Genomic DNA, 15,784 nt, shown 5'->3' with positions numbered 1-15,784 from the left:
ACGAAAGTGCGACTGAACAAGCAAGCGCGAAATCCGCCCCGCCCTGCCCACGCGGCGCCAGTTGTGGCGCGCGAATTTCTTTCACAAAAAATGGGTTTCTCCCTTGACTGGGATGGGCCGCTCACTTATGATTCTGGCCTCTGTTGCAGAACACGCGGCAGCGAAGCAAGACGCAGTAAGCAGTACAGTGCCCACGTGGCGGAATTGGTAGACGCGCATGGTTCAGGTCCATGTGCCGCAAGGTGTGGGGGTTCGAGTCCCTCCGTGGGCACCACAAAATTCCGCAAAAACGCCTCCAGTCAGCCTTACGGCGTATTGGGGGCTTTTTTCATTGCGCTGACTGATACTGAAATACGTTGACACTTTTTAGGAGTGTCGCATGGACCATAGGGAAAAACGGGCGCAGGGCGCGGCACTCACTGCGCCCGGATCTTTTTTTCCAAACTGCCAAACTTGTCCTCCTGCGTGAAACCGCGCATGACTTGATCGTAGCGGCCGCTCTCACGCAAACGCTTCAAGCCGCGATCGAACAGCGCCACGTGGCGCGTGTTGGCCGGGTTCTTCCTGTTGAACAAAATATGGTAGTGGGCGATGTTGTAGGGACGCGGATCCCACGTGAGCACCGAGGCCTCCTGCGGCGTCAGGTCGGTCTTCATGATCGACAAGCCGACATCCAAGTTGAGCGGAAACACGTCGAAGCGCCCCGCCAGCAGCTTATGGAAATTCTGCGCATCGGTGCTGGCCGACTTGTCGATGTTCAGCAGCGGGCTTCTATCGAAAAAATACTCATAGCCGGCCGTGCCGCCCATGCGCAGGCCCTTCAATGACTGCTCGCCGCGCCATTGAAAGGGGAAATTTTTTCGGTGAAAGAACACCGACTGGCCGTAGAACAGCACCGCGCTTTGATGGAAGCGACGGGTGCGGTCGGTCGGCTTGCCGGACATGCTCCAGACCAGCGTGCCGTGGGCCAGATCCTGGGCGGCTTCGGCATATGCCCGGTTCCATGGACGAAACAAATACTTCACAGTGATACCTTCCAGTGCGAACGCCTCGGTGACCACACGCGCTACCGGACCGTTGTCCGGCAAGGATTCGGAAAGGTATGGCACCCACTCGCCGGCGATCAGCGTGACGACCTCCGCCCCCTTTGCGGCCAAGGGCAGCGACAGGATGGAAACAAGGGCCAGCAGGCAAAGAGTGTGACTATCATTCATGAATTGATTGTAGTGAAACAATCGCAACTTTCAAATCAAAAAATTTCGCCCAAGCACCAAATTTGCTATTGACGAGGTGACAGCCCTCCTTTAAGATTCGGGCCTCTGTTGCAGAACACGCAGCGGAAGCAAGAAGCAGCAAGCAGTTCAGTGCCCACGTGGCGGAATTGGTAGACGCGCATGGTTCAGGTCCATGTGCCGCAAGGTGTGGGGGTTCGAGTCCCTCCGTGGGCACCACTCTACCGGATACGCAAAAAAGCTCCATCAACCGAGAGGTCAGATGGAGCTTTTTTCATTCCCGCGCGGTTTTGCGCAACGCTGGGCATGCCACAGCGAGCTCGATTTCCAACGCTACAGCGCCGCTTTGACGGCGTCCGCCAGCGTGATGGTCGGACGGCCGATCAGCTTGCTCAGCGCATGGCCACTGTCGTCCAGCGCGCCTTTGGCGGCGGCGGCGTCGGAATCGGCGATCAGGTCGGCCACGGGCGCCGGCAGGCCCACGCCGATCAACATCTCGCGGTATTCCTGCTGCGGCAAGTTGTGGAACGGCACCTGCTTGCCGGACTGGCGCGACAATTCCGCCGCCAGGTCCGCCAGCGTGAACGCCGTGTCGCCCGCCAGTTCATACACCTGCTCGACCGGCCCGGCACTGGACAGCACGGCAGCCGCCGCGTCCGCATAGTCGGCACGGGCGGCGGCGGCGATGCGTCCCTCCCCCGCCGCGCCGGCCAAGGCGCCGTGCGCCAGCGCGCCAGCGAGCCCGGCGGTATAGTTTTCCACGTACCAGCCATTGCGCAGCAGGCTGTAGGCCAGGCCGGAGGCGCGGATCAGCGCTTCAGTTTCGCGGTGCTCGGCGGCCAGTCCCAACTGGCTGCTATCGGCGCGCAGCACGCTGGTGTAAACGAACAGGCCGACCTTGGCGCGCGCGGCCGCGTCGATGACGGCGCGGTGCTGCGGCACGCGCCGCCCCACCTCGCTCGACGAGATCAGCAGCACCTTGGTTGCGCCCACGAAGGCGCTATCCAGCGACGCGGGGTCGTTGTAATCGGCGCGGCGCACTTGCACGCCCTGCGCGGCCAGATCGGCGGCCTTGGCGACGTCGCGCACGGCGGCGACGATCCGCGCGGCGGGCGTGGTTTTCAACAGGCTGGCGATCACCAGGCGGCCCAGTTGGCCGGTTGCACCGGTAACAATAATCATGATTTCTCCTTTGAATTAAGCTCCGCAGGGACATTCCGCGCGGTCCGGACTATCATAAAGCCTATACTTTCGAATTGTAAGTACGTACAATTTAGTAAGTACACCCTATCCAGAATGGAAACCGCCATGACCGAGCCGAAAACCAGCAAATCCCTGCGCAACAGCCTCGCGGCCCTTGGCGACGGCCAGCGCGCCGAGGTGCTCGCCGCCGACTGCCCGTCACGCGCCGTATTGGCCCACATCACCAGCCGCTGGGGCGTGCTGGTGCTGGTCGTGCTGCTCGACGGCACCCACCGCTTCAGCCAGTTGCGGCGCGCGATCGGCGGGGTCAGCGAGAAAATGCTGGCGCAGACGCTCGATGCGCTGGCCTACGACGGCCTGGTGCTGCGTGTGGCGCAACAGGTGTTGCCGCCCCATGTGGAGTACAGCCTGACCCCGCTGGGACGCGAGGCCGCCGAGCGGCTCGAGGTGCTGGTCGACTGGATCGAGGATAACTTTCCACAAATTAAACAGGCGCAGGAAGCGGCCACGGTGACGGCGGCATAAACGCTGGCGGGTCCCACCCATCTTGTAATACACTAGTTTTCACCTCCGCTTTGCGGAACCGGGACCCTCTCTCATGATGCCGCCGTTCCCACCCGATCAGCCGCACACGATACTGATTGCCACCAGCTCGGCGTACGATCACGTCACGCTGGGCAAGACGCTGGGTAGGTATGGCTACGACGTGCGCGCCGTCAGCCGCGGCGACGAGGCGCTGGTCGTGGCCGCCGCCGGCGGCGTCGCCCTGGCCGCGCTGGACGCGGCCCTGGCAGGCAGCGCCGGCCTGGAACTGTGCCAGCGCCTGCACCGGGTGTGCGGCCCCGATTTGCCCATCTACGTGTTGTCGAGCTCGCCCAGCGAGGACGAACGCGAGCGCGCCCGGGCGGCCGGCGCCGAAGTCTATCTGCCGCTCAGTTTCAACGCCGACGACCTGGCCGAAAAAATCCTGCTGCGCTTGAAGGCCATCCCGCCCGCGCCGATCGAGGCCGGCCTGCCGGCCATGTCCACGCTGGAGGTCAACTACCACACCATGCTGTCCGGCTCGCCGGACGCCATCCTGCTGCTGCAACGCGGCAGCTACCGCATTTTGGACGTCAACCGGCGCACGCGCGAGCTGTTCGGGCTGACCGAAACGGAATTGGTGCAAACGCATTTTCTGTCGCTGTGTCCGCCCGCGCAACCGGACGGACGCCCGTCGCCGCAGGTGTTCGAGGCGCATGTCGAGCAAGTCATGGCGGGCGGCGTGCAGCTGTTCGAACTGACCATGCGGCACAGCTCCGGGCGCCCCTTGTGCTGCGAGCTGCGCATGGTGCCGCTCAACTCGGGGCCGCACCGGCTGATGCACATGCGGGTGGTCGATGTGACGCGGCGCAAGCTGGCCGACGCGCTGCGCGACGGCAAAAACCGCTTGCTCGAGATGATAGCCCGCGCCGCGCCGCTGCGCGAGATCCTCGACCGCCTGATGCTGCTGATCGAATCGCAGTCCGAGGATGTCATGTGCACGGCGATGCTGCTGGCGCCGGACGGCGTCACCGTCCAGGTCGGCGCCGGCCCGAGCATGCCGCCGGACTATCTGGCCGCCCTCGAAGGCTTGGCGGTCGGTCCGGTGGCCGGCTCCTGCGGCACCGCCATCCACCGCAAGCAAACGGTGGTGGTGGCCGACATTATGAACGATCCGCTGTGGGCCGATTACCGGGCGCTGGCCGCGCAATACGGCCTGCGCGCGTGCTGGTCGATGCCGATCATGCTCGACAAGGACACGGTGCTCGGTTCGTTCGCGATGTACTACCGCGAGGTGCGCACGCCCAGCCCCGAGGATTTGACGCTGATCGGCGCGGCCACCTACATCGCCGGCATCGCCATCGTCCGCACCCGCCGCGAGGAAGAGTTGCGGCGCCACCGCGAGCATCTGGAGGAACTGGTGGCCGCGCGCACGGCCGAGCTGTTGCAGGCCAAGGAGGAAGCCGAGCACGCCAACGAAGAACTGATCACCGCGCTCGACAACCTCAGCCTGACGCAGGAGGAACTGGTGCGGCGCGACAAGCTGGCGGCGCTGGGCGCGCTGGTGGCGGGCGTGGCGCACGAGCTGAACACGCCGATCGGCAACAGCCTGGTGATGGCCAGCAGCATGAGCGAGCGCACGGCCGAGTTGCGGCGCGACATGGACAGCGGCCTGCGCCGCTCGGCGCTGGAAAGCTACCTGAGGGAGGCCGCCAGCGCCGACGAGGTGGTGGTGCGCAACCTGACCCGCGCGGCGGCGCTGGTGGCCAGCTTCAAGCGCATCGCCGTCGACAGCGCCAGTTCGCAACGCGCCCGCTTCGTGCTGGGCGACCCGATCGCGCAACTGCTGCAACCGCTCGACGCCGACCTGCGCCAGCACGGCTTGACCTTGGAGGAGGACATCGACCACATGCTGGAAATGGACAGCTATCCGGGTCCGCTCAGCCAGGCGCTGCACAATCTGATCGAAAACAGCATCGTGCACGGCTTCGACGGCCGCAAGGGGGACAACCGCGGCACGATCACGCTGTCGGCCCGCGACGGCGGCAACGGCGAGATCGTCATCGAGGTCGGCGACACCGGCGCCGGCATCCCCGCCGCCAACCTGCCGCGCATCTACGATCCCTTCTTCACCACCCGGCTCGGCTCGGGCGGCTCCGGACTGGGCCTGTACATCACCCACAACATCGTCACCGGCGTGCTGGGCGGACGCATCGACGTCACCAGCACCGAGGGCGAAGGCGCGCGCTTCACCTTGCGGCTGCCGAAGGTGGCGCCGCTATGATGCTATCGACCATGATGTCGGATCGACACGCATCGCCACCGGCGCCGATTTGCTGTACGCTCGCCCCATGACGAATATCAATACGCGTGTCGCCGCCCTGCTGGCGCTGATGCTGTGCAGCGCCCAGCTCAGCGCCGGTCCGGCGCCCTGGTGGCAGTACCGCAGCAAAATCGACGGCAAGCTGGCGTGTTCGCAAACCCCGCTCGGCGCCGGCTGGGAGAAGGTCGCGGGACCGTATAAAGATAGCCGTTGCGAAAAGTTAGTTCTTGCTAAATAATGGACCCACAACAACACGGGAGAACCCCGGGGCATTACATACCATCATCATAATGAGGAGACTGTATGTTTACGAATCCCGAGCAATTTGCCAACGCCACCAAAGCCCTGTTTGAGTTCCAGCTTGAAACGTTTAACGCGCTCACCAGCAAAGCCGTGCAAGGCGTCGAGCAGGTGGTGGCGCTGAACATGGCCACCGCCAAGTCGCAGATGGAGGAAGGCCTGGCCACCGGCAAGGAAATGAGCCAGGCGGCCGATCCGAAAGCGGCGATGAGCCTGGCCGCCGCCAAGCTGCAGCCCGGCGTCGCCGGCGCCAACGCCTACAACCAGCAACTGGGCGTCATCATCGCCGAGATCCGCGAAGAGTTCACCCGCGCCGCGGACGCCCACGTGGCCGAGGCCAAGAGCAACCTGAGCGCGCTGATCTACGACGTCACCAAAAACGTGCGTCCCGGCTCGGAAAACGCGGTGCAGATCGTCAAGACCGCCATCGACAACGCCTTCAGTGGCTACGAGCAAGTCACCAAAGCCACCAAGCAGGCGGTTCAGGCGGTCGAAGCGCAAATCGCCAAAGCCAGCGAAATGGTCGAAAAAAACACCCCCGCCTCCAAACAAGCCTGATCCGTTCCCTCCCGGTTGATTTTGCTGGGCAAGCGATGCTGAAAGCGATACACTGTATATAAATACAGTTTATCGCTCTTCTCGCTTCCCCTGCAATGATCAAAGTTCTCGACAACGCGTTTTATTACCTGGATAACTTCCATCAGGTGCTGACGTGGATAGGCGACCGCTACGACGATCTGCTGACCACCGAGGAACGCGATTTCCTCTCCGCCTTTCCCACGCTGCCACAGGCGTCGCGCGCGCTGCTGGTGCGCATGGTCATGCGCAAGGGAACGCTTTTCCGTGCGAGCAAGCTGGCCTACGCCGAGATCGGTAGCGCGCACGAGGCCGCCCGTCCGCTCACCGAGTTGGGCCTGATCGAGGAAGATCCGCTACTGGACCTGGATCAGCTGTTCGATCTGCTGCAAAAGCCGGAGATCGGCAAGATCTTCCAGCTGACGCCGCACGTGCGGCAGTTGCGCAAGAGCGAGCAGCTGGAGGCGCTGCGCGAGCAGTACGATGGCCGGCACCGCTTTTCCAACTGGTACGAGAATTCGGGCGACCATGTCTACAGCCATCTGACGCAGCAGCTGTGCGACCGCCTGCGCCTTATCTTCTTCGGCAACTATCACCAGGACTGGACCGAGTTCGTGTTGTCCGACCTGGGCATCTACCAGTACGAGAAGGTGGCGTTCTCGCCGGCCGCGCGCGGTTTCCGCAGCCGCCGCGACATCGACGACTTCCTGATGCTGCACCAGTGCCACGAGCGCTTTGTCGACGGCGAGGACCCGGCCGACGTGATCCGCGATCTGCCGCCCTGCTCGGACGATAACGAATGGCTGCGCAGCCGCCGCGACAAACTGACCTTCACCATCGCCCAGCATGTGGAAAAGCTGGCCGACTGGAAGGCCGCGCATGCGCTCTACGCCACCTGCCACTATCCGGGCGCGCGCGCGCGCGCCATCCGCGTGCTGGAGAAGGACGAGCAGCCGCGCGAGGCTTTTGATTTGCTTCAGGTCGCGCTGCAACAGCCCGAGAGCGAGGCCGAACGCCAACAACTGCTGCGCATGGCGCCACGCCTGGCGCGCAAGCTGGGCCACGCCAAGCCGCCGCGCACGCCGCTGGCGCAGGCGCGGCGCATCGACCTGAGCCTGCCGCCGCCGCAGGAACCGAACTACGTCGAGTTCGTCGTGCGCGACCACCTGACGCGCGACGACGCGCCGGTCTATTACGTTGAAAATTCGCTGATCAACTCCCTGTTCGGCCTGCTGTGCTGGGACGCGGTGTTCTGTCCGATACCGGGCGCCTTCTTCCATCCCTACCATCGCGGCCCCGCCGACCTGCACAGCGCCGACTTCCAGCGCCGCCGCGCGCAGCAATTCGCCGACTGCCTGGCGCAGCTCGACGGCGACCGCTACCGCGCCACCATCCTGGCCAACTACGCGGCCAAGAGCGGCATCCAGTCGCCCTTCCTGTATTGGGAGGCGCTCGACGAGGACTTGATCGGGCTGGCGCTCGACTGCATCCCGCCGCTGCACCTGAAGCGCGCCTTCGAGCGCATCCTGCTCGACATCAAAGCCAACCGCAGCGGTTTCCCCGACCTGATCCAGTTCTGGCCCGCCGAGCGGCGCTACAACATGATCGAGGTGAAGGGTCCCGGCGACCGCCTGCAGGACAACCAGCTGCGCTGGATCGAATACTGCGCCACGCACCAGATGCCGATCTCGGTGTGCTATCTGCAATGGGCGGCATGAGCGCGGCCACGTACACGGTCGCCGTGCGCGCGTTGTGCGAGTTCACCGCCAAGACCGGCGACCTCGATCTGCGCTTCACGCCCTCGCCCACCGCGCAGGAAGGCATCGCCGGCCACGCGCTGGTGACGTCGCGCCGCGACGAGGATTACGAGACCGAGATCCCGTTGTCCGGCGACTTCGGCCCGCTGCACGTGCGCGGCCGCGCCGACGGTTACGACCGCCGCGCCAACCGGCTGGAGGAAATCAAAACCTATCGCGGCGACTTGAAGAAGATGCCCGACAACCAGCGCCAGCTCCATTGGGCGCAGGTCAAGATCTACGGCCATCTGCTGTGCCAGGACCAAGGCCTCGACAAGGTGCATCTGGCGCTGGTCTACTTCGACATCGGCAGCCAGAAGGAAACCCTGCTGCACGAGGAGCATACTGCGCTCGGGCTGCGCGCCTATTTCGAAAAACAGTGCGGCCTGTTCCTGCAATGGGCGAAGAAGGAGATGGCGCACCGCGAGGCGCGCGATGCGCAGCTCAAGGCCATGCGTTTTCCGCACGCGGATTTCCGTCCCGGCCAGCGGCAACTGGCCGAGGCGATGTACAAGGCCAGCAACCGGGGCGTGTGCCTGCTGGCGCAGGCGCCGACCGGCATCGGCAAGACCGTCGGCAGCCTGTTCCCGATGTTGAAGGCGAGCGCCGAACATGGCGTCGACAAGGTGTTCTTCCTGGCCGCGAAAACCTCGGGCAGGCAGATGGCGCTGGACGCCGTCGACATCATCCGCGAGGGCGCGCCGCTGCTGCCTCTGCGCACCCTGGAGCTGGCGGCCAAGTCCACCGCCTGCGTCAATCCGGACAAGGCCTGCCACGGCGAATCGTGCCCTCTGGCCAAGGGTTTCTACGACCGTCTTCCGGCCGCGCGCCAGTCGGCGCTGGACATCATGCTGCCGCCGACGGTGCCGGCCGATACGCCCGACGGCGCCGAGCCGGCGAAAGCATCCTTCCTCGCGCTGGACCGCGAGACCTTGCGCGCGGTGGCCCTGGCGCACGACGTCTGCCCGTATTACCTCAGCAGCGAAATGGCGCGCTGGTGCGACATCGTCATCGGCGACTACAACTACTACTTCGACATCAGCGCCATGCTGCACAGCCTCACGTTGCTCAACGACTGGAAGGTCAACGTGCTGGTGGACGAGGCGCACAACATGGTCTCCCGCGCGCGCAAGATGTACTCGGCAGAGATGGAGCACGCCAGCCTGCGCATGCTGCGCAAGGTGGCGCCGGAGGAATTGAAAAAGCCGCTCGACCGCGTGCACCGGCAATGGAACCAGCTGGAGAAGGACCAGACGGCCGAGTACCAGTGCTACGCCACCTTGCCGGAAAAATTCATGGGCGCGCTGCAGACGGCGGCCACCGCGATCTCCGACTACATGGCCGACCACCCGAGCCATGTCGACGCCGACCTGCAGGAGTTCTACTTCGGCGCCCTGCTGTTCGCGCGGCTGGCCGAGAGCTTCGGCGACCACGCGCTGTTCGACATCGAGAAAAGCGAAGGCGCGCGCGCCAGCCATTCCAACTCGGTGCTTTGCATCCGCAACATCGTGCCGGCGCCGTTTCTCAAGCCGCGCTTCGAGAGCACGCACACCACCGCGCTGTTTTCGGCTACGCTCAGTCCATGGAACTACTTCGGCGACATGCTCGGCATGCCCGACACCACGGCTTGGGTCGACGTCGAATCGCCGTTCGTGGCCGAGCAGCTGTCGGTGCAGGTGGCCGCGCACATCTCCACGCGCTATCAGCACCGCCAGCAATCGCTGCGTCCCATCGCCGCCTTGATGGGCCGTCAGTACCAGCGCCAGCGCGGCAATTACCTGGCCTTCTTCAGCAGCTTCGATTACATGGAAAAGGCGGCCAACCAGTTCGCCGAAGCCTATCCGGACGTGCCGGTGTGGCGCCAGTCGCGCCGCATGGACGAAGCCGAGCGCGCGCAGTTCCTGGCCCGCTTCACGCTGGAGAGCGAAGGCATCGGCTTCGCGGTGCTGGGCGGCTCTTTCGGCGAAGGCGTCGACCTGCCCGGCGCGCGCCTGATCGGCGCCTTCGTCGCCACCCTGGGACTACCGCAGATCAATCCCGTCAACGAGCAAATCCGCCTGCGCATGGACGCCATCTTCGGCGCCGGTTACGACTACACCTACACCTATCCCGGGTTGCAAAAAGTGGTGCAGGCGGCGGGCCGCGTGATCCGCACCCAGTCCGACCAGGGCACCGTCTACCTGATCGACGACCGCTTTGGCCGCCCGGAAATCCAGCAGCTGATGCCGGCCTGGTGGCGGATTGAATCCGCCACTCCCACACCATAGCCGCACACTATTGCGGATGTTGTCACCATGGGAAAATTAAATAATATAATGATAATTATTCCATAGTATGATGACTAACTGGGCTCACAAGGCTTTTGTTTATAACTAACAACAGGTGGATGCATGCCGAAGACAATTTGCTTCATGCTGTGTGCGCTATTGCTGATCAGTTCACCATCATTCGCCGCCGTGATCATTGTTGCCAACGATGAGGTCGCCAGCGGCCCTTCCCCGGTCTGGAATGCCAGCGTCGATCCCCAGGCCTACCTGTCCAAATACGACTATAGCGCCAGCACCGTCATCGCCACCGGCAACGACACGCTTCTGGTGCTGCCCGTGTCTTCCGTGCCGGAGCCGTCGGCGGTGCTGACGGTCATGCTCGGCCTGAGTGTGCTCGGCATCGCGGCGCGCAAACAAAGCAAGCCGTTTTAACACCGCAGCGATGCTTATTGCATCGCCGCCCTGATTTTCTGATAGCCGCTGCGGCTCACCGGCAGTTTGACGCCATCGCGCAGGATCGCCACGTGACTGTCCTTGGTGGCCTGCTCGATACGTTCTACGCCGGCGATATTGACGATGTATGAACGATGGATGCGCAAGAATTGTTCGCCGTCGAGCTGCCCCTCCAGCTCCGTCAGGCGCTGGTTCTTCAGATAGGATTTGCCCTCCGCCCGGATCCGCACGTAATCGTCCTGCGCTTCGATGTAGTCGATCTTGTCGCTGCTGATCACGTGCACCTTGGCGCCGTCGCGTATCAGCACGCGGCCCAGCGGCTTGTTGCGTCCGACCGCCTCGCGCACCAGGTTATCCACCACGGGATCGGCGGCGCCGTCGCCCTTGCCCACATTGGCGCGCGCATGCGCCAGCGCCTGATCGAAACGCTGCTGGCTGAAGGGCTTCAGCAGATAGTCGAGCGCATGGAACTCGAACGCCTTGATCGCATACTGGTCGAAGGCGGTGGCGAAGATGTAGCGCGTCTTCGTTCCCGCCAGTTCTGCCACCTCGAAGCCGTCCAGCTTGGGCATCTGGATATCGAGGATCACCAGATCCGGCGACAGCTCGGTGATCGCCTTGACGGCCTCGAAGCCGTTGGCACATTCGGCCACGATCTCCGCATCCGCGTGTTCGGACAGGTACTCGCGCACCACCGCGCGCGCCAGCATTTCATCGTCGACGATTACGATACGCATGTGCTGATCTCCACCATTACTCTCCACCCTCGATCGTTTGCGCCGGCATCGCGATTTCCACGCCGAAGCCGTTCTCGTTGAAGCCCCAATGGATGCTGGCTTCGTGTTTGTACGCGCCCGCCAAGCGCTGGCGCACGTTGGTCAGGCCAATGCCGCTGCCCTTGCCCGTGCCGGATGCCGCCGGCGGCGTATCCGCGTCGACCGGATTGTCGACGCGGATATACAGCATCGATCCGGCGCGCCGCGCGCCGACCCTGACCGTACCGCCTTCGGGCATATTGCAGATGCCGTGCTTGACGGCGTTCTCCACCAGCGGCTGGATGATCATCGGCGGCACCAGGCACGCCAGCGCGGCTTCTTCCAACGCCTCCTCCACCAGCAGCCGCTGGCCGAAGCGCACCTGCTCGATCCCCAGGAAATGCCGTATCAGCACCATCTCCTCGCCCAGCGTGACCTTCTTGTGCGCCTCCATGCCCAGGCTTTGACGGAAGAAGCTCGCCAGTTCGATCGTCATGCGGCGCGCCGCCTTCGGGTCCTGGGAGGTCAGAGCGCTGATCGAATTGAGGCTGTTGAACAGGAAGTGCGGATCGATCTGCGTGCGCAGCATGCGCAGCTCGGCCTCCTGCGCCATCAGCAGCGATTCGAGCTCGCGCTGTTCGGCCTGTTTGGCGCGCACGAATTCGATCACCATGTAATGCAGCGCGGCGGCGAAGCCGTACAGCAGGATGCCCAGTCCGACGATCAGCGCCGACAACTGCCGGGTGATGACGATGCCCGCCCAGTCGGCGCCCGCCAGCATGGTCACGCCGTTCCACATATGTCCCAGCAGCAGCCACAGTATCCCGCACACCACCGCCGCCGCCATCAGTACCAGCGCGATCGACAGCGGCCGGCGGCTGCCCAGCGGGTAGGCGCGGCACAGGTAGTAGGCCGAGTAGCCGGCCGCGAACGCGTACACCAGGTTGATCGGAATGGCGAACAGCATCGCGTTGGCCATCGGCGTGTCGCTGGAGAGCGAGATCACCGCGCCCAGCGCGACGCCGATGAACAACCACACGACCATGTAGATGGCCGCGCCGCGCCGGCCGGGGGAATTATCCTGCATTCTTAGTTACGTACTTCCAGCCCACCCATGATGGCGTAGCCGCGCACGTACAATACCTTGCCCGGCGTGGCCGGCGGCACGGTCTTCTCTTCGAAGCCGCCCATGATCGGCGTGCCCTGCAACACCACGGTCCAGTCGACCGGCACCTTGATGGTGACGCCGCCGAACAGGGAGAACACGTTGAGCACCGCCTCGCCGTTGATCGAGCTTTGACGCAGATCGAGATCGCAGCCGCCCATCAGCGCGGTGATCTCGCCGCCGCGGAAATCGGCGGTGATGATGCGGCGCTTGAAGGCGCCCATGAACGAGGTGATGTCGACTTCCATCTGATCGAACTCGTTGTCGACTTTGGCGCTCGCTTGCTTGAACCCGGAACTGCCGGTGCCCGACTTGAGCACCACCGCGATGCCGAACACGATCAGCATCACGGGCCACAGCGATTGCCAGCTGATGTCGAAGATGCCGAAGCGGCGCAGGAAAATCACGCAACCGCCGGCGATCAGTCCACCGCCGATCAATCTGCCCGATGAGGTGCGGGTTTGCATCAACTTGAGCGCGCCGAAGAAAATCAGCGCCAGCGGCAGCAGGTGGCGCCGGAAATCGAGGTCGATCCAGCCCAGGTTATCGACCAGGAACAGCAAGCCGATGACGATGACCGCGACACCGATGGCCATCTGCGATTTTGGATCGGTTTTGGCGAAGGAGCTCATTTTTGCTCCTTGGCCGCGGCGAAGATGTTATCGAGCAGTGGGCGCAGCAGCAGGCCGATGCCGAAGGCGATGATCACCGCCGGCCACGTGTCCTCGAAGCCCCAACCCCAGATGCGGTTGAAAGAGATGTACCACCAGCCGGCGGTGAACAGGCTTCCCAGGCCGCCAAGGATGTACTTCGGCGAGGTGGGTGGAATGAGCTGCGTGATGCCGCTGATGACAGCCAGCCATGGCCAGTAGCGCCACAGGCGCGTGATGTCGACATCGAAGTCGATGTAGCCGGCGCGCTCCAGCAGGAAAGCGGCGCCGACGGCGATCATCAGCATGCCCCAAACGAGCTGTTTGCGCCATTGATAAGCTATTTCTGCGTTCATGTGAGTTCCCCAAGTCGGTATGGATAGAACAATACCGGGGAACGGAAGACGGGGGAACCGCTATTCGGCGAATAGCGGAAAAGAGCCGGTGAATGGCGAAACGCGGGAACGCTCGCTCGGGTTCAGGAGCGTCCGCCGTTGCTCAACTTGGGCTCGAACATCAACATGCCCCACCCCAGCTGGCGGCGGATTTCCTCGGGCTTGGGCGGTGGTTTGACGTCGCGCGTGCGACGCTCCAGGTAGGCCCGGACCAAATGCTTGGATGGATGAGTAGTCTGCGACATGATGTTCTCCCAGTCAGCAACCCTGTTGTTTGGTGCCGGTACTTGAGGCTACCGGCTTACCTGCTGCTGAGCTTTCATCTGACGATGCGCTCCAAGCACGCAAGGCCAGTGTACGTCGCTACGCTATCGATATCTGTACGCCGCCACACACTGGCAACGATCCAGGCTTACCTCACAGCTTACGTTGCAGGAACTCGAGAAAACAGCTGATGCGCTGCGCCAGTTGGGTGTTGCGGTAATAAACCGCGTGGATCTGCTGCCGGTAGCCGGTGTAGCTGTCCTCGAGCACCTTGACCAGGCGGCCGGCGTCGAGATCGGCGCGCGTCATGAAATCGGCCAGGCAGACGATCCCCTGCCCGGCCAGCGCCAGCTGGCGCAGCGTCTCGCCGCTGGAGGCCGAGATCGACGGCGTGATCTGCAGGCTGTTGCCGGTGGCGTGGCGCAGCGGCCAGCTGTTGCCCTGCTCGTACTGCGCGAAGCCGATCAGCGAATGCGCCGCGAGGTCCTCCGGCTTTTGCGGCGTGCCGTGCAGCGCCAGATAGTCGGGGCTGGCCAGCACATGGAGCGGACTGGAACTGAGGGCGCGCGCGTGCAAGGTCGAATCGGTCAGCGCGCCGATGCGGATGGCGACGTCGGTGCGGTGCTCGATCAAATCGGTGATCTGGTCGTTGCTGCTCAATTCGAGCTTGATGTCCGGGTACAGCGCGCGGAACTCGGCCATGTGCGGCACCACGCAATGGAGCATGAACGGCGACGCCGCGTCCACGCACAACCGGCCGGCCGGCTTCTGGCGGCGGATGCGGATGGTCTCCTCGGCCTCCTCCATCGCGCCCAGGATCGCCCGGGCGCGTTCGAGGAACAGGTGGCCCTCCTCGGTCAGTTCCATGCGGCGCGTGGTGCGAGTCAACAGCGAGGTGGCCAGTTTCTCCTCAAGCCGCGACAGCGCGCGACTCACGCCGGATGTGGTCTGGCCCAAATGGACCGACGCCGCGCTAAGCGTGCCGCTGTCGATCACGGTGATGAAAGTTTTCAGATCGTCGGAATTGATATCCACGTTTTCAGCTCAAAAAAATCGTTACGCCACGTACAGCAGCACTGCGCCGAAATGGCATGCGCTGCCGCCAAGTACAAACAAATGCCAGACGCCGTGACCGTAGCGCCATTTGTGGTCGGTGACGAAGAAGGCGATGCCCACCGTGTAGACCACGCCGCCGGCGGCCAGCCACATGAAACCGTTCCAGCCCAGCGCGTCGATCAGCGGACTGGCGCCGATCACGCCGACCCAGCCCATGGCGACATAGATCACCAGCGACAGCACGCGCGCGCCCTTGGCATACCAGATCTCCTGCAGGATGCCGATAACGGCCAGGCCCCACACCACGCCGAACAACGACCAGCCCCACGGTCCGCGCAGGCTGACCAGCGTGAACGGGGTATAGCTGCCGGCGATGAGCAGATAGATGGCGCAATGGTCCATCCGCCGCAGCACGTCTTTGGCGCGGCCACGCATGCTGTGGTACAGGGTCGAGGTCAGATACAGTCCGAGCAAGGTGGCCGCGTAGACGCTGAAGCTGACCACCTTCCAGATGTCGCCGCTGCGCGCCGCCATCACGATCAGCAGCGCGCCGCCGATGGCTGCCAACACCGCGCCGATCACGTGCGTGATGCTGTTGAAGCGCTCTCCATAATACATATGTGCTTCCAATGCTGGTGTGGCCACGGCAGGGAGCGCTGTGGCCAGGTGCATTGTATAGCGCATCGCCACCCGCCGCAGTCACGTTCACGAGCGTTCAGCCACGTACCCGCGCCGCGATACCTTTGGTCCAGCCTGCATCGACCATATTTTATTTGCAATTAGCAAAAACTCAATCGTAGCATATTAGGAATTAATTCAAAGCAATG

16 protein-coding genes and 2 tRNA genes are annotated in these 15,784 nt (G+C 63.6%); 9 read left to right on the top strand and 9 right to left on the bottom strand.

Features of this window, described 5'->3' with window-relative positions:
- The first annotated feature begins 189 nt into the window (after window positions 1-189).
- Window positions 190-274, top strand: a tRNA-Leu gene (locus MRBLMU1_RS27455).
- 142 nt (window positions 275-416) lie between these two features.
- Here the strand turns inward: MRBLMU1_RS27455 and MRBLMU1_RS27450 are convergent.
- Window positions 417-1,214 carry a substrate-binding periplasmic protein gene (locus MRBLMU1_RS27450; RefSeq protein WP_363508609.1) on the bottom strand — a complete coding sequence of 266 codons (798 nt, stop codon included), beginning with the start codon at window positions 1,212-1,214 and terminating at the stop codon, window positions 417-419.
- 152 nt (window positions 1,215-1,366) lie between these two features.
- Here MRBLMU1_RS27450 and MRBLMU1_RS27445 point away from each other — a divergent pair.
- Window positions 1,367-1,451 (top strand) — tRNA-Leu (locus MRBLMU1_RS27445).
- 114 nt (window positions 1,452-1,565) lie between these two features.
- Here MRBLMU1_RS27445 and MRBLMU1_RS27440 read toward each other — a convergent pair.
- A complete protein-coding gene (locus MRBLMU1_RS27440) occupies window positions 1,566-2,414 on the bottom strand; it encodes an SDR family oxidoreductase (protein ID WP_363508606.1) in 849 nt (282 codons plus the stop codon).
- 126 nt (window positions 2,415-2,540) lie between these two features.
- Here MRBLMU1_RS27440 and MRBLMU1_RS27435 point away from each other — a divergent pair, with 126 nt between their 5' ends.
- From MRBLMU1_RS27435 to MRBLMU1_RS27405, 7 genes are all read left to right on the top strand, one after another.
- Complete coding sequence (locus tag MRBLMU1_RS27435; protein ID WP_363508603.1) at window positions 2,541-2,960, top strand: winged helix-turn-helix transcriptional regulator; 420 nt, start codon at window positions 2,541-2,543, stop codon at window positions 2,958-2,960.
- Window positions 2,961-3,033: 73 nt separating this feature from the next.
- Window positions 3,034-5,241, top strand: a complete 2,208-nt coding sequence (locus MRBLMU1_RS27430; protein WP_363508601.1) for an ATP-binding protein — start codon at window positions 3,034-3,036, stop codon at window positions 5,239-5,241.
- 67 nt (window positions 5,242-5,308) lie between these two features.
- Window positions 5,309-5,518 carry a hypothetical protein gene (locus MRBLMU1_RS27425; protein WP_363508598.1) on the top strand — a complete coding sequence of 70 codons (210 nt, stop codon included), beginning with the start codon at window positions 5,309-5,311 and terminating at the stop codon, window positions 5,516-5,518.
- 65 nt (window positions 5,519-5,583) lie between these two features.
- Window positions 5,584-6,138, top strand: coding sequence for a phasin family protein (locus tag MRBLMU1_RS27420; RefSeq protein ID WP_363508595.1), 555 nt, complete (start codon window positions 5,584-5,586; stop codon window positions 6,136-6,138).
- A gap of 95 nt (window positions 6,139-6,233) precedes the next feature.
- Window positions 6,234-7,874 carry a VRR-NUC domain-containing protein gene (locus MRBLMU1_RS27415; protein ID WP_363508592.1) on the top strand — a complete coding sequence of 547 codons (1,641 nt, stop codon included), beginning with the start codon at window positions 6,234-6,236 and terminating at the stop codon, window positions 7,872-7,874.
- Window positions 7,871-10,219: an ATP-dependent DNA helicase gene (locus tag MRBLMU1_RS27410; RefSeq protein WP_363508589.1), complete on the top strand. Its 2,349-nt coding sequence runs from the start codon at window positions 7,871-7,873 to the stop codon at window positions 10,217-10,219. The genes MRBLMU1_RS27415 and MRBLMU1_RS27410 overlap by 4 nt, the downstream gene beginning before the upstream one ends.
- A gap of 123 nt (window positions 10,220-10,342) precedes the next feature.
- Window positions 10,343-10,651: a PEP-CTERM sorting domain-containing protein gene (locus MRBLMU1_RS27405; RefSeq protein ID WP_363508586.1), complete on the top strand. Its 309-nt coding sequence runs from the start codon at window positions 10,343-10,345 to the stop codon at window positions 10,649-10,651.
- A gap of 14 nt (window positions 10,652-10,665) precedes the next feature.
- Here the strand turns inward: MRBLMU1_RS27405 and MRBLMU1_RS27400 are convergent, their stop codons facing one another.
- The 7 genes from MRBLMU1_RS27400 to trhA all read right to left on the bottom strand — a co-directional run bounded on the left by MRBLMU1_RS27400 (window position 10,666) and on the right by trhA (window position 15,575).
- Complete coding sequence (locus MRBLMU1_RS27400; RefSeq protein ID WP_363508583.1) at window positions 10,666-11,409, bottom strand: LytR/AlgR family response regulator transcription factor; 744 nt, start codon at window positions 11,407-11,409, stop codon at window positions 10,666-10,668.
- A 16-nt stretch (window positions 11,410-11,425) separates the two neighbouring features.
- A complete protein-coding gene (locus MRBLMU1_RS27395) occupies window positions 11,426-12,514 on the bottom strand; it encodes a sensor histidine kinase (protein WP_363508579.1) in 1,089 nt (362 codons plus the stop codon).
- 2 nt (window positions 12,515-12,516) lie between these two features.
- Entirely contained in the window at window positions 12,517-13,224 is a 708-nt protein-coding gene (locus MRBLMU1_RS27390; RefSeq protein ID WP_363508576.1) for a LiaI-LiaF-like domain-containing protein, read from the bottom strand.
- The gene (locus MRBLMU1_RS27385; RefSeq protein ID WP_363508573.1) at window positions 13,221-13,598 is read right to left on the bottom strand and encodes a LiaI-LiaF-like domain-containing protein; all 378 of its coding nucleotides are present in this window, start codon (window positions 13,596-13,598) and stop codon (window positions 13,221-13,223) included. The genes MRBLMU1_RS27390 and MRBLMU1_RS27385 overlap by 4 nt, the downstream gene beginning before the upstream one ends.
- A 122-nt stretch (window positions 13,599-13,720) precedes the next feature.
- On the bottom strand, window positions 13,721-13,882 hold the full coding sequence (locus tag MRBLMU1_RS27380; protein ID WP_315212430.1) for a hypothetical protein: 162 nt from the start codon (window positions 13,880-13,882) through the stop codon (window positions 13,721-13,723).
- Window positions 13,883-14,054: 172 nt separating this feature from the next.
- Window positions 14,055-14,936, bottom strand: a complete 882-nt coding sequence (locus MRBLMU1_RS27375; protein WP_363508569.1) for a LysR family transcriptional regulator — start codon at window positions 14,934-14,936, stop codon at window positions 14,055-14,057.
- A gap of 21 nt (window positions 14,937-14,957) precedes the next feature.
- A complete protein-coding gene (trhA, locus tag MRBLMU1_RS27370) occupies window positions 14,958-15,575 on the bottom strand; it encodes a PAQR family membrane homeostasis protein TrhA (protein WP_363508566.1) in 618 nt (205 codons plus the stop codon).
- Window positions 15,576-15,784 lie beyond the last annotated feature (209 nt).

Origin of the sequence: Burkholderia sp. LMU1-1-1.1 (genome assembly GCF_040675865.1) — a bacterium.
Lineage (GTDB): Bacteria > Pseudomonadota > Gammaproteobacteria > Burkholderiales > Burkholderiaceae_D > Rugamonas.
The sequence above is the reverse complement of the archived record's forward strand: the minus strand, read 5'-3'. Positions and strand labels throughout refer to the sequence as shown.